Here is a 13,717-nt window from a genome sequence, read left to right as displayed (position 1 = left end):
AAATTCTAGAGCGGGATGATGAAAGCCCGGCCCTAAATATTTTTCCGTGTTGCGCCCGTGCTTCGAAAGCGCCGCCGGTGCAACCCCTACTTGCCAGCTGGCTCAGAACGTTGGGCTGACTCGCGGGGCTTTCTGATGCCTCAGCCGGCCAGGGCAAGCCCCGGCGCCCTTTGCAACCGGGGTTTTGTGGGTTCGCCGTGTGGGGGCAGGCGGAACACCGCCACGGCTTGCACCAGGTGTTGGGCCTGCATCTTGAGGCTGTCGGCCGCTGCCGCGCTTTGCTCGACCAAAGCCGCGTTTTGCTGGGTGGCTTGGTCCATCTGCATGACGGCTTCGCCAATCTGCGACACGCCGGCACTTTGTTCGCTGTTGGCGGCACTGATCTCGGCCACGATGTCGGTCACGCGGCGGATGGAGGCGACCACCTCCGCCATCGTCGTGCCGGCCTGGTCTGCCAAGTCCGAGCCCTTCTGCATGCGCGAGACGCTGGTGTGGATGAGGGTCTTGATCTCTTTGGCCGCATCGGCGCTGCGCTGTGCCAGCTGACGGACCTCGCTCGCCACGACCGCGAAGCCCCGGCCCTGCTCGCCCGCCCGCGCTGCTTCCACGGCTGCGTTCAGCGCCAGGATGTTCGTCTGGAAGGCGATGCCGTCGATGACGCCCACGATGTCGGCGATCTTGCGGCTGCTGTCGTTGATGCCGCGCATGGTGTCGACCACTTCGGACACCACGGCGCCGCCCTTGGACGCGACGTCCGAAGCGTTCATGGCCAACTGGTTGGCCTGCCTGGCGTTTTCCGCGTTGGCCTGCACGGTGGAGCTCAGCTCCTCCATGGACGCAGAGGTTTCTTCCAGTGCGCCGGCCTGCTGCTCGGTGCGGGCGGACAGATCATTGTTGCCCTGGGCGATCTCGCTGCTGGCGGTCGCCACGCTGTCGGCGTTTTCGCGCACATTGCTCACCACCAGCGACAGGCTGGTCTGCATGGTGTGCAGCGCATTGAGCAACTGTGCGATTTCGTCCTTCCCCCGGGCTTCGGTCGCGACGGTCAGGTCACCCGCTGCGACCGCTTCGGAGATGCGCACCGCGCTGCCCAGCGGGCCCGTCACGGTGCGGCTGAACAGCACGGCGCCGATGATTCCGGCCGCGCAGACCACCAGCATCACGGTCAAGCTGACCCAGGTCGCCTGGCGTGCCGTCGATTGGGCATCCAAGGCTACCGCCGCGCTGGCCTTGCCGATCAGTTCGCCCGTCTGCTCCAGCAACTGAGCCGGTTCGCGGTCCATGCCCTGGACGGCACGGTCGCCGACCTGCGGATCACGACCAGCGGCTTTGAAGGCCTCCAGTCCCTTGCGGTAAGCCACGCCCATTCGCTGATGGGCCTCCAGGAACTGCCCGATGCGCTCGCGCACGTTGCCTGCCGGCAGTTCCCCTAGCAGCTTGCGTGCCTGTGTCTGCACCTGAGATTCGCTCTTTTCGAAGGCGGTCCAGTAGCGCGACAACTGGGCGTCCTCCTTGCCGCGCAGCAGCACGTTTTTCCATTCCTGGACCTGCACCTGGAAGTCGCGCAGGATGTCCGAGGCCATCCGTTCTTGATCGGTACTGGTGGCAACCGTGGTCTGGTACGTGGTGAGCGCAGCGTTCAGCCTGCCGATTCCGACCAGGGCCGCTGCGAACAGCAGCAGCAGCGCCAAAGTGAACACGAGCGGTAGTTTTCGGCTGAGTTTCATGGGTAATTTCCGGTATGGGTGTTTAACGGCATCTGTATGTAGGACTGAAGGCCGTTCCGTGGAAATTCGATTTTATTTAATTTATCATTTTTATCACATAGCATTTCTCAATGATGCCGATAAAGATTTGCACTGATCCATCGAAAGCCCCATGAAAAAAGCCTTGCGGGCAGGCAAGGCTTTCGAGAAATGAGCGCGTGTGAAACCGTATGGCTGGCTACAGCACTTTCCGCGTCCTGAGTTCCGCGATCCGCTCTGGCGCCAAGCCCATCTCGGTCAGCACTTCATCGGTGTGCTGCCCCAATGCGGGCGGCGCCCGGTGCAGCACCGGGGGCGTGGCCGACAGGCGCAGCGGGCTGGCCACTCCGGCAATGCGGGCCACGCCGTCGCCAGCGGCGCCCTGCGGCCACCGGCTCTGTTCCACCCGCAGGCCACGGGCCTGGACCTGAGGGTCGTCGAAGGCTTCGGCCAGGGTGTTGATCGGCCCGCACGGCACGGCCTTGTCTTGCAGCAGGGCGATCCACTCGGCCGTGGTGCGTGTTCGGGTGACCGCCTGCATGGCGGGAATGAGTTCTGCGCGGTGCTGAACGCGCAGGGTGTTGGTGGCATAACGGGCGTCCTGCGCCCACTCCGCACAGCCGGCCGCGGCGCAAAAGCGCGCGAACTGCCCGTCGTTGCCGATGGCCAGCAGTACCGCCCCATCAGCGGTGGGAAAGTCCTGGTACGGCACCAGGCTGGGGTGCGTGTTGCCCTGGCGCGTGGGTGCCTGGCCCGTGGCGAGAAAACCCGATGCCTGGTTGGCGAGAACGGCCATCCCCACGTCGAGCAGCGCCATGTCGATGTGCTGCCCCTCGCCCGTGCGCTGGCGCACGTGCAGCGCCGCCAGGATGGCATTGCTGGCGTAGAGCCCGGTGAACAGGTCGATCACGGCCACGCCGACGCGCAACGGCCCGGCGCCAGGTTCGCCATCGGCCCGGCCGGTGATGCTCATCAGCCCGGTCATGGCCTGGATCATCAGGTCATAGCCGGCGCGCTCGGCATAAGGGCCGTCCTGCCCGAAGCCGGTGACCGAGCAGTAGATCAGCCGGGGGTTGAGCGCCCGCAGGCTGGCATGGTCCAGCCCGTACTGCTGCAGTCCGCCGACCTTGAAGTTTTCCACCACCACGTCGGCCTGCTCCGCCATCTGGCGGATCAGCGCCTGCCCCTCGGGGGTGGCCATGTCGATGGTGACCGAGCGCTTGTTGCGGTTGCAGGCAGTGAAGTAGGCGGCCTGCGCCGTGTCGTTGCCCGCGTCGTCTTTCAGGAAGGGCGGGCCCCAGTGGCGGGTGTCGTCGCCCACGCCGGGCCGCTCCACCTTGACCACGTCCGCCCCCAGGTCGGCCAGCACCTGGGTGCACCAGGGCCCTGCCAGCACGCGGGACAGATCGAGCACGCGAATGCCGGCCAGGGCACCCGCAGGGGCTTGGGAAGGGGCGGTCATGCAACAATCACTTTGCTATTAAATATGTAGCAATATGCCGGCGTATTCATTGCGCTGGAGGCCTGAAAGGCTCCAAGCCCGCAAAGGCCGGCTCGCCGTGCGGGCCAGTGGCCGCCGCCATGGCCTGCTTTCCCGGTTTTCCCGGTCAGTTCGCGAAGGCGGCGATGCCGGTCTGCGCCCGGCCCAGGATCAGTGCGTGCACATCGTGCGTGCCTTCGTAGGTGTTGACCACCTCCAGGTTCACCAGATGGCGCGCCACGCCGAACTCGTCGCTGATGCCGTTGCCGCCCATCATGTCGCGCGCCATGCGGGCGATGTCCAGCGCCTTGCCGCAGCTGTTGCGCTTGATGATCGAGGTGGCTTCGACCGAAGCGGTGCCTTCGTCCTTCATGCGGCCCAGGCGCAGGCAGGCCTGCAGGCCGATGGCGATCTCGGTCTGCATGTCGGCCAGCTTCTTCTGGATGAGTTGGTTGGCGGCCAGAGGGCGGCCGAACTGCTTGCGGTCCAGCGTGTACTGGCGCGAGGTATGCCAGCAGAACTCCGCCGCGCCCAGGGCGCCCCAGGCGATGCCGTAGCGCGCGCTGTTCAGGCAGGTGAAGGGGCCCTTGAGGCCCTGCACTTCGGGGAAAGCGTTCTCTTCGGGCACGAAGACCGCATCCATCACGATTTCGCCGGTGATGCTGGCGCGCAGCCCCACCTTGCCATGGATGGCCGGGGCACTCAGGCCCTTCATGCCTTTTTCGAGCACGAACCCGCGGATCGGGCCGACCGCGCCGCTTTCGGACACTTCCTTGGCCCAGACCACGAACACATCGGCGATCGGGCTGTTGGTGATCCACATCTTGGCGCCCGAAAGCGAGTAGCCGCCGGGCACCTTCTTGGCGCGCGAGGCCATGCTGCCGGGGTCTGAGCCGTGGTCGGGCTCGGTGAGGCCGAAGCAGCCGATCCATTCGCCGCTGGCCAGCTTGGGCAGGTATTTCTGTTTTTGCGCTTCGGAGCCGAACTCGTGGATCGGCACCATCACGAGCGAGCTTTGCACGCTGGCCATCGAGCGGTAGCCCGAATCCACGCGCTCGACCTCGCGGGCGATCAGGCCGTAGGCCACGTAGTTGAGGCCGGGGCCGCCGTACTGCTCCGGAATCGTGGGGCCCAGCAGGCCCAGTTCGCCCATTTCGCGAAAGATGGAGAGATCGGTCTTTTCATGGCGGAACTGCTCCAGCACGCGCGGGGCCAGCTTGTCCTGGCAGTACGCAGCGGCGGCGTCGCGCACCATGCGCTCGTCGTCGGTCAGTTGCTGGTCGAGCAGGAAGGGGTCGTTCCATTGGAAGGCAGCGTGGGCCATGCGGGTGTCTCCGGAGAAGCTGAAGGTGTCAGGTATGAAGGTGCGGGCCGATGTGCATAAAGCGCATGGGGTCGGTGCTTCGTGCAATGGTAGGCGCATGGATACTGCGGTGCAAGCGAGGATGGTGCATCCAGAAATGCATTTGACTCATATCTTGAGAGGGATCGTGCTTTCGGCGGCACAATGCCGCCATGCGCCGAACGCTTCCCTCCACCCAGTCGCTGGCTTGCTTCGAGGCCGCCGCCCGCCATGAAAGCTATACCCGGGCCGCGCAGGAGTTGGCGCTCACCCAAAGCGCTGTCTCGCGCCAGATTCTTGCGCTGGAGGTCTTTCTGGGCGTCTCGCTCTTTCGTCGAACGCGGCACGGCGTGGCGCTCACCCCGGCGGGCACCCACTATGCAAGGCAGGTGGGGCGCTGGCTGCAGGGCCTGGAGCGCGACACGCTGGATGTCATGGCCCACCAGGGGCAGGGCGGGGCGATCGCCCTGGCCGCCGTGCCCACTTTCGCCACACGCTGGCTCATCCCGAGGCTGCCCTTGCTGGCGCGAGCGCACCCCGAGATCGTCGTGCACATCGAAACGCGCACGCGCCCCTTTTTGTTCGCCGACGCCGGGTTCGACGCCGCCCTGTACGCCGGCACGCCGGAGCAGGTCAGCAACTGGCCTGGCACCCAGGCCCAATGGCTTTTGCAGGAAGACGTGGTGCCCGTGTGCAGCCCCAGCCTGTTGCCGGACGGACAACCGCTGGCGCCCCAGGCACTGACCAGCCTGCCGCTGCTGCAGCAGACCACGCGCCCCTATGGCTGGCGCCAATGGTTCGAGGCCATGGACGTGCAGGCCCCGCGCGCGCTCGACGGGCCGCGGTACGAACTGTTTTCCATGCTGGCCGTGGCGGCCTCGCATGGGCTCGGGGTGGCGCTCATGCCCCCGCTGCTCATCGAGGCCGAGCGGGCCCGCGGCGAGTTGGTGCTCGCCTGCGAACGCCCGCTGCGCGGGGAACGTGCCTATTACCTGGTCAGCCCGTCGCAAGAACAAACTCCGGTGCTGGCAACCTTTGCCCGCTGGTTGCAGGACATGGCCGCGAGTTGAGCCGCCAGGCGCTTTCTGCGCCGCGATCCGATTGCAAGGCGTTGGCGGCGCAGCTACTCTTGAATCAGCTGCAGCTCAAGCATGGTATTGGCCGTGCGGACCGTGGCTTTGTGCAACCAACAAGGAGAAGACTTCATGGGAACCGTTTATCACACACCGTATTTCGACCCGACCGTGGATGAGCTGAACGCGCTCAAGCAACTGGAGATGGGCAAGGCCATCAGCGTGACCGATGCGATCACGCACCATCTGTCGGGACGACTGTACGAACGCGGTTACGTGGCGAAGAACGACGCTGGCGATCTGGCCATCACCGACACCGGCCGCCAACTGATCCGCCGCCAGGAAAGCTGACCGCTTCGATGTTCCCAGCGCTGGCCCGATAGCCAGCCACTCCAACCCGGCGATCGCCCTTCGTTTCAGAAGGCGACGCCGGGTTTTTTCATGGGCGGAAGGCGCGGCGGCCAACGCTTCGGCATCGCATCGCCTTCGTCCTACAGACGAGGTGATAGGTCGGTCCTAACGTATCGCCTGTGCCGCTTCACAGCGTATTGAACCTGAAGCAGCGAGACCAACCCATCCGAGGAGCAGCGATGCCAAGAGGTGACAAACCGGCTTACACAGACAAGCAAAAACGCCAAGCCAAACGCATCGAAGACAGCTATGAAACCCGCCCGCCCTCGTAACCATTTTTGTGCCCCCAGCGTCGGTGGATGCCAGTCATAGCTCGCTTCCGATGGTCTGTTCCTATTGAAGGATTGAACATATGAAAGAAACTCTGACTGTCCTGCCCGGATTCATGCTGTTTTCCAGCCTCGGGATCGCCTACTTGGCCGCATCGGTCATGAGCGGTCTCTGAGTCGGGAGTGACAGAGCATCTCGGCCCGCATCCCCACGCCGGCACCCGGCACATTTCCCCCTCAAATCCCTGGCACCCTTCATGGCCACTCACCCCAACGCTCCTGACAAGGCAGATCTGCCCGTCGAACCCGATGTCCCCGCGCCTCCGCCGGAACAGGCGGACGAACCTCCCCACGTTCTGCGCGCAATAGGGATGGCCGCCGGGAGTTTCCCATGACTGCCGACGCCACCGAGCGCCAGGTCGACGACGCGGAAAGGCGGGTGGGTGCGGTGCTGGAGCAGCTGGAAGAACAGACCAACTCCGAAGTCGAAAAGATCGCGCTCGAAGACGTGGTGGACACCAACGAGGAAACCGGTCGTCCCGAAGTGCGCAAGGCCGTGGACATTCGGGTCAAGCCCAAGGTGCAGCGCAAATGGACCAAATGACGCGTTGACGGCGCCTTAGCGTTGAGTTCCTGAAACCCGTACGTTCCCACGTCGCGGGTTTTTTCGCATGTAGGCAGCTGCTGACGCCAACGGATGACTTCCGCCCGCGCTGCCCTTGCAGGCCTCGCTTTAGTCTTTCAGCCATGCAAAGCCATTTTGTTTTGCACATACCTCACCGAAAGGACTCACCATGAATACCGATCAAGTCAAGGGCGCTCTCAAGGACGCAGCAGGCAAGGTTCAGGAAAAGGCCGGCGAGCTGATCAACAGCCCCGAGCAACAAGCCAAGGGTATCGCCAAGCAAGTCGAAGGCACGATCCAGAAGAACTACGGCGACGTCAAAGAAAACATCAAAGACGCGACGCGATAATTGCAGCGAGGACTGGTCCCTTACTGCTACGAAGCCCGATGTGCAAACGCATCGGGCTTTTTCGTTGGAGTGCTCGACTCGGTGGCCGATGCCGAACAAGGCAACTAACCGAACGACCGTAGCAATGCCATGGATAGGCAAAAAGCGGCAGGAGAGATGTTTGATTTGCCAGTGCTGCCACAAGCGAGTGTGGGACTGAACCAAGCTGCAAGCCACGGCTTAGGAGCCATGGTGCCCGGGGCCGGAATCGAACCGGCACGCCTTGCGGCGGGGGATTTTGAGTCCCCTGCGTCTACCAATTCCACCACCCGGGCGACGCGAAGATTGAAGCCGCGAATTATGGCACAGTAGCGCGCTATGAAGACTTATCCCACCATCGAAGATGCGATTGGACACACCCCTCTGGTCGCCTTGCAGCGCATCGGGGCACAAGAGAATGCAGCGCGGGGCACTGTCGTGTTGGGCAAGCTGGAGGGCAACAATCCGGCGGGATCGGTGAAGGACCGGCCCGCGCTGTCGATGATCCGCCGGGCCCAGGAGCGGGGAGACATCAAGCCGGGCGATACGCTCATCGAGGCCACGTCGGGCAACACCGGCATTGCCCTGGCCATGGCGGCGGCGATCAAGGGCTATCGCATGGTGCTGGTGATGCCTGAAGACCTGTCGGTGGAGCGCGCCCAGACCATGAAGGCGTTCGGCGCCGAGCTGATCCTCACACCCAAGAGCGGTGGCATGGAGTACGCGCGCGATCTGGCCGAAACCATGGTCAAGCAAGGCAAGGGCGTGGTGCTCGATCAGTTCGCCAACCCCGATAACCCTCGCATCCATTACGAAACCACCGGCCCCGAGCTGTGGGAGCAGACCGAAGGGCGCATCACGCATTTCGTGAGTGCGATGGGCACGACCGGCACCATTACCGGCGTGTCGCGCTATCTGAAGGAAAAGAACCCGGCCATCCAGATCATCGGCGCGCAGCCCAAGGAGGGCTCGCGCATTCCGGGCATTCGCAAGTGGCCGCAGGAATATCTGCCCAAGATATACGACCCGAGGGCGGTGGACGAGACGATCAACGTGGGCCAGGACGACGCCGAAGAGATGTGCCGCCGCATGGCGCGCGAAGAGGGCATCTTTGCCGGCATTTCCGCAGCGGGTGCCTGCTGGGCCGCTCAGGAAATCGCACGGCGCGAATCCGATGCGACCATCGTCTTCGTGGTGTGCGACCGGGGCGACCGTTACCTGTCCACCGGCGTCTTCCCGGCTTGAACATGAAGAGAGTCTCGGCATTTCGTTCAGGTGCGTGCGGCGGCCGACTTGAGACAAAAAATGCCCTCTGCCGCAGTATCCATTGCCTTGATTGCTATTAAAAATATAGCGTTATGTACGAAACCCGTTTCTGCACCCATTGCGCCACGCCGCTGGCGCGCATCACCGTGGCGGAGGATGGCGGCGACGTGGAGCGCCTGCGCTGCCCGGCCTGCGGCTGGACGCACTGGAACAATCCGACGCCGGTTCTGGCGGCGGTGGTGGTGCGTGAGGGCAAGGTGCTGCTGGCGCGCAATGCGGCCTGGGCGGGAAAGCAGTACGCGTTGATCACGGGCTTCATGGAGGCGGGTGAAACGCCGCAAGAAGGCATCACGCGCGAGATCAAGGAAGAGACCAACCTGGACGTGAGCGCCCTGGCGCTCATCGGCGTGTATGAGTTTCGGCGCATGAACCAGGTCATCATTGCCTACCACGCGGTGGCGCATGGCGAGGTGCGGCTTTCGCCGGAACTGGTGGACTATCGCCTGATCGCTCCGGAGGCCGTGAAATGCTGGCCCGCGGGCACAGGATACGCTCTGGCCGACTGGCTGCGAACGCAAGGCATCGAACCCGAATTCGTGGATTTTTTCCAGAGCGGCGCAGCCCCTTCGGCTGCTTAGAATGGGGCTCATTCGCCCAGGAAGCACGTGATGGACATCCACAAGGAAATCGACACCCGCGGTCTCAATTGCCCGCTGCCCATTCTCAAGGCCAAGAAGGCACTGGCCGACATGGTCAGCGGCCAGTTATTGAAGGTGGTCTCCACCGACAATGGCTCGCTGCGCGACTTTCAGGCGTTTGCCAAGCAAACGGGCAATGAGCTGGTCGAGCAAAAAACGGTGGGGGAAGAATTCATCCACCTGCTGCGCAGGCGCTGAGGGCGCGCAGCGAGCGCTACTGGCTCCCTCTTTTCGATCCCGTTGGGGGTTGCCATGCGGTGACGTGCTGTGCTTTTTGCGGCACGGTAGCGGCATCAATACCCGGGCGAAACCCCTCGGCGGGATCGAGCCCGTGGTCCAGTTCCCTGCGCAAGGGCTGGACCCCAGGCGTTCAGCTCAGATATCGACGGTCTTGAGGTACTCGCGGAAGGCGGCGCCCACTTGCGGATGCTGCAGCGCCAGTTCCACCGTCGCTTCCAGAAAACCTTCCTTGCTGCCGCAGTCGTAGCGCTTGCCTTCGTAACGGAAAGCGTAGACCGCCTCGCGTGCCATGAGGCGTGCGATGGCATCGGTCAGCTGGATCTCGCCGCCCACGCCCTGGGGCTGGTTGCGAATTTCGTCGAACACGCCGGGCGTGAGGATGTAGCGGCCGGCCACACCCATGCGCGATGGCGCGTCTTCGGGCGCCGGCTTTTCCACGATGCGGTCGATGCGGATCAGCGGGCCACCGGCGGGTTCACCGGCCACGATGCCGTAGCGGCGCACCTGGTCGGCGGGCACTTCCTGCACGGCCAGCAGCGAGCGGCCCTGCTTGCGGAAGGCGGTGGCCATTTGCGCCAGCACGGGCTGGCCGCCAGGCGCACCGACCATCAAATCGTCGGCCAGCAGCACGGCGAAGGGTTCGCGGCCGACCAGCGGCTCGGCGCACAGCACGGCGTGGCCCAGGCCCAGCGATCGGGGCTGGCGCACGAAGGCGCAGTCCATGTCGCTGGGGGCGACCGAGCGCACCAGTTGGAGCAGATCGTTCTTGCCAGCGGCTTCCAGCTCGTTTTCCAGCTCGTAGGCGGTGTCGTAATGGTCTTCGATGGCGCGCTTGCTGCGGCCGGTCACGAAGATCATGTGGCGGATGCCGGCAGAGTAGGCTTCCTCGACCGCGTACTGGATCAGGGGCTTGTCCACCACGGGCAGCATTTCCTTGGGGGACGCCTTGGTGGCGGGCAGAAAGCGGGTGCCCAGGCCTGCCACGGGAAACACGGCTTTGCGGATCGCGGAAGTGTTGTCGGTCATCGATGCTCCTTCTTGGGGTCGGTCAGTCGGTGTCGTAAAGGGTGAACGTTGGGGCGAAGCCGGCGCTATCAAGCCAGCCGTGCCAGCTGGTCGCGCAGGCGGGCCAGCGTGGCACCGAAGTCGGCCACGCGCTTTTTCTCCTGGTCGATCACGGCGGGGGGTGCCTTGGCGACGAAGGCTTCGTTGGACAGCTTGGCCTGGGCCTTGGTGATCTCGCCGTCGATGCGGGCGATCTCCTTGGACAGGCGGGCTTTCTCGGCCGCGACGTCGATCTCCATGTGCAGGCACAGGCGGACATCGCCCACCACGGCCACCGGGGCGGCCTGTGCAGCGGTGGCCCAGGCGGCCTCGTCTTCGAACACCTGCACCTCGCTGAGCTTGGCCAGTGCCTGCAGCGCGGGCGCGGCCGAGCGCATGAAGGCCGCGTCGCCCACGGCGTACAGCGGCAGGCGCGTGGCGGGCGATACGTTCATCTCCCCGCGCAGCGTGCGGCAGGCGTCCACGAAAGCCTTCAGGCGCGCCACATGGGCGACGGCGGCTTCGTCCACCTTGTCCAGCTGCGCCTGCGGGTAAGCGGCGATGCTGACCGACTCGCCCGCGCGGCCTGCCACGGGCGCGACCTTCTGCCACAGGGCTTCGGTGATGAAAGGAATCAGCGGATGCGCCAGCCGCAGGATGGTTTCCAGCGTGCGGATGAGCGTGCGGCGCGTGGCGCGTTGCTCGGCCGGCGTGCCGGTCTGGATCTGCACCTTGGCGATTTCCAGATACCAGTCGCAGAACTCGTTCCAGACGAAGTCGTAGATCGTGTTGGCCACGTTGTCCAGGCGGAACTCGGCAAAGCCCTTGGCCACTTCGGCCTCGACCTGCTGCAGCAGCGAGACGATCCAGCGGTCGGGCTGGCTGAAGGCCAGATAGCCGCCGCCTTCGCAATCGGCCGGGGTGTGCTCTTCCAGGCCGCAGTCCTGGCCTTCGCAGTTCATCAGCACGAAGCGGCTGGCGTTCCAGAGCTTGTTGCAGAAGTTGCGGTAGCCCTCGCAGCGCTTGCTGTCGAAGTTGATGCTGCGGCCCAGGCTGGCCAGCGCGGCGAAGGTGAAGCGCAGGGCATCGGCGCCATAAGCGGGAATGCCCTCGGGGAATTCCTTTTGCGTGTTCTTGCGCACCTGGGGCGCCGTCTCGGGGCGGCGCAGGCCGGTGGAGCGTTTTTCCAGCAGCGGATCGAGCGCGATGCCGTCGATCAGGTCCACGGGGTCGAGCACGTTGCCTTCCGACTTGCTCATCTTCTTGCCCTGCGCATCGCGCACCAGGCCGTGGATGTACACGTGCTTGAACGGCACGCGGCCGGTGAAGTGCGTGGTCATCATGATCATCCGGGCGACCCAGAAGAAGATGATGTCGTAGCCCGTCACCAGCACGGAAGAGGGCAGGTACAGGTCGTAGTCCTTGGTGGCGTCCTGCCCGTCCAATGCCTCGGGCCAGCCGAGCGACGAGAACGGCACCAGCGCGGCCGAATACCACGTGTCCAGCACGTCGTTGTCACGCGTGAGCTTGGCGCCTGCGCCGGCCTGCGCCTGGGCGTCGGCCTCGTCGCGTGCCACGTACACCTTGCCGGTTTCGTCGTACCACGCGGGGATCTGGTGGCCCCACCACAGCTGGCGGCTGATGCACCAGTCCTGGATGTTGTTCATCCACTGGTTGTAGGTGTTCACCCAGTTCTCGGGCACGAACTGCACCTCGCCGGACGCCACCGCGTCGATGGCCTTCTGCGCGATGCTCTTGCCGGTGGGGTCCTGTTCGCTGGTCTTGCTCATGGCCACGAACCACTGGTCCGTCAGCATGGGCTCGACCACCTGGCCCGTGCGGGTGCAGATGGGCACCATCAGCTTGTGCTTCTTGGTTTCGACCAGGGCGCCCGCCGCTTCGAGGTCGGCCACGACGGCCTTGCGGGCCACGAAGCGGTCCATGCCCTGGTACTTGGCCGGCGCGTTCTCATTGATGGTGGCTTGCAGCGTCAGCACGACGATCAACGGCAGGCTGTGGCGCTGGCCTACCGCGTAGTCGTTGGGGTCGTGCGCGGGCGTGACCTTGACCACGCCGGTGCCGAACTCCTTGTCCACGTAGTCATCGGCAATGATGGGGATTTCGCGGCCGACCAGCGGCAGCGTGACCGTCTTGCCGATGAGGTGGGTGTAGCGCTCGTCCTCGGGGTGCACCATCACGGCGACGTCGCCCAGCATGGTTTCGGGGCGCGTGGTGGCCACCGTCAGGCTGCCGGATCCATCCGTTAGCGGGTAGGCGATGTGCCAGAGCGAGCCGTCCTTCTCTTCGTTCTCCACTTCGAGGTCGGATACGGCGGACTGCAGCTTCGGGTCCCAGTTGACGAGCCGCTTGCCGCGGTAGATCAGTCCCTGTTCGTACAGGCGCACGAAGGTATCGGTCACCACCTTGGAGAGCTTGTCGTCCATGGTGAAGTATTCGCGGCTCCAGTCCACGCTGTCGCCCATGCGGCGCATCTGCGTGGTGATGGTGTTGCCGCTCTGCTCTTTCCATTCCCACACCTTGGCGACGAAGTTCTTGCGGGCTTCGGGCGGGGTGGGGCCCATGTCGTGGCGGCTGATGCCCTGCTCCTGCAACTGGCGCTCGACCACGATCTGCGTGGCGATGCCGGCATGGTCGGTGCCCGGAATCCACGCCGTGTTGAAACCCTTCATGCGGTGGTAGCGCGTGAGGCTGTCCATGATCGTCTGGTTGAACGCATGGCCCATGTGCAGCGTGCCCGTCACGTTGGGCGGCGGCAGCTGGATCGCGAACGACGGCTCGCCCGCGCGGGCCTGGCGCGAGCCGCGGTAGCCCGCATCGCCGTAGCCCCGGCGTTCCCATTCGGGGCCCCAGTGGGCTTCGATGGCGGCGGGCTCGAAGGATTTGGACAGGCTTTCAAGGCCGGGTTGGTTCAGGGGCGAGCTCATGGGGTCTGGTGTGCAAGAAGAGGGGCGAACGGGCAAAGCGCCTGCCCGGGCCCGGTCAAGGGGGGACCGAGCATTTTAAGGCAGTGGGGTGGCCGCTTCGCGACGGTGGCGCCGGTGGAATGGGCGTGGCCTGCTATCGCTTTGTTACCTTTTAACGTGCGCTGCAAGAGGATGTGAACAGGATGGGTGCCGATAATCGCCGGCCTCGGAGC

The 13,717-nt window shown here is 64.6% G+C and carries 12 protein-coding genes and 1 tRNA gene; 7 read left to right on the top strand and 6 right to left on the bottom strand.

Features of this window, described 5'->3' with window-relative positions; all coding sequences use genetic code 11:
- Positions 1-140: 140 nt before the first annotated feature.
- From AVHM3334_RS01355 to AVHM3334_RS01345, 3 genes are all read right to left on the bottom strand, one after another.
- Entirely contained in the window at positions 141-1,727 is a 1,587-nt protein-coding gene (locus AVHM3334_RS01355) for a methyl-accepting chemotaxis protein (protein ID WP_284408974.1), read from the bottom strand.
- A gap of 217 nt (positions 1,728-1,944) precedes the next feature.
- Positions 1,945-3,207, bottom strand: coding sequence for a CaiB/BaiF CoA transferase family protein (locus AVHM3334_RS01350; protein ID WP_284408973.1), 1,263 nt, complete (start codon positions 3,205-3,207; stop codon positions 1,945-1,947).
- Positions 3,208-3,352: 145 nt separating this feature from the next.
- Complete coding sequence (locus tag AVHM3334_RS01345) at positions 3,353-4,549, bottom strand: acyl-CoA dehydrogenase (RefSeq protein ID WP_284408971.1); 1,197 nt, start codon at positions 4,547-4,549, stop codon at positions 3,353-3,355.
- Positions 4,550-4,740: 191 nt separating this feature from the next.
- On the opposite strand from AVHM3334_RS01345, the gene AVHM3334_RS01340 reads away from it, so the two are divergent.
- From AVHM3334_RS01340 to AVHM3334_RS01325, 4 genes are all read left to right on the top strand, one after another.
- Complete coding sequence (locus AVHM3334_RS01340) at positions 4,741-5,637, top strand: LysR substrate-binding domain-containing protein (protein ID WP_284408969.1); 897 nt, start codon at positions 4,741-4,743, stop codon at positions 5,635-5,637.
- 135 nt (positions 5,638-5,772) lie between these two features.
- Positions 5,773-5,991: a hypothetical protein gene (locus AVHM3334_RS01335; protein WP_284408967.1), complete on the top strand. Its 219-nt coding sequence runs from the start codon at positions 5,773-5,775 to the stop codon at positions 5,989-5,991.
- 720 nt (positions 5,992-6,711) lie between these two features.
- Positions 6,712-6,924, top strand: a complete 213-nt coding sequence (locus AVHM3334_RS01330) for a hypothetical protein (RefSeq protein WP_284408965.1) — start codon at positions 6,712-6,714, stop codon at positions 6,922-6,924.
- A 190-nt stretch (positions 6,925-7,114) separates the two neighbouring features.
- Positions 7,115-7,294, top strand: a complete 180-nt coding sequence (locus AVHM3334_RS01325; RefSeq protein WP_284408963.1) for a CsbD family protein — start codon at positions 7,115-7,117, stop codon at positions 7,292-7,294.
- 229 nt (positions 7,295-7,523) lie between these two features.
- Here the strand turns inward: AVHM3334_RS01325 and AVHM3334_RS01320 are convergent.
- A tRNA-Leu gene (locus AVHM3334_RS01320) sits at positions 7,524-7,608 on the bottom strand.
- A 43-nt stretch (positions 7,609-7,651) separates the two neighbouring features.
- Here AVHM3334_RS01320 and cysM point away from each other — a divergent pair.
- The 3 genes from cysM (at position 7,652) to AVHM3334_RS01305 (ending at position 9,474) form a co-directional block, all read left to right on the top strand.
- Positions 7,652-8,557 (top strand): cysteine synthase CysM, encoded by a 906-nt coding sequence (gene cysM / locus AVHM3334_RS01315; RefSeq protein ID WP_284408962.1) that lies wholly within the window; start codon positions 7,652-7,654, stop codon positions 8,555-8,557.
- Positions 8,558-8,670: 113 nt separating this feature from the next.
- Positions 8,671-9,216, top strand: coding sequence for an NUDIX domain-containing protein (locus AVHM3334_RS01310; protein WP_284408960.1), 546 nt, complete (start codon positions 8,671-8,673; stop codon positions 9,214-9,216).
- Positions 9,217-9,246: 30 nt separating this feature from the next.
- Positions 9,247-9,474 (top strand): sulfurtransferase TusA family protein, encoded by a 228-nt coding sequence (locus AVHM3334_RS01305; protein ID WP_284408958.1) that lies wholly within the window; start codon positions 9,247-9,249, stop codon positions 9,472-9,474.
- Between the two features lie 177 nt (positions 9,475-9,651).
- Here AVHM3334_RS01305 and galU read toward each other — a convergent pair whose 3' ends face one another.
- Together galU and AVHM3334_RS01295 are read right to left on the bottom strand one after the other, a co-directional pair.
- Positions 9,652-10,542: a UTP--glucose-1-phosphate uridylyltransferase GalU gene (gene galU, locus AVHM3334_RS01300; RefSeq protein ID WP_284408956.1), complete on the bottom strand. Its 891-nt coding sequence runs from the start codon at positions 10,540-10,542 to the stop codon at positions 9,652-9,654.
- A 68-nt stretch (positions 10,543-10,610) separates the two neighbouring features.
- Positions 10,611-13,505 carry a valine--tRNA ligase gene (locus AVHM3334_RS01295; RefSeq protein ID WP_284408954.1) on the bottom strand — a complete coding sequence of 965 codons (2,895 nt, stop codon included), beginning with the start codon at positions 13,503-13,505 and terminating at the stop codon, positions 10,611-10,613.
- Between the last annotated feature and the right edge of the window lie 212 nt (positions 13,506-13,717).

It is taken from the genome of Acidovorax sp. SUPP3334 (assembly GCF_030159055.1).
Taxonomy (GTDB): Bacteria; Pseudomonadota; Gammaproteobacteria; order Burkholderiales; family Burkholderiaceae_C; genus Paracidovorax.
This window is presented reverse-complemented; position numbering and strand designations above follow the sequence as displayed.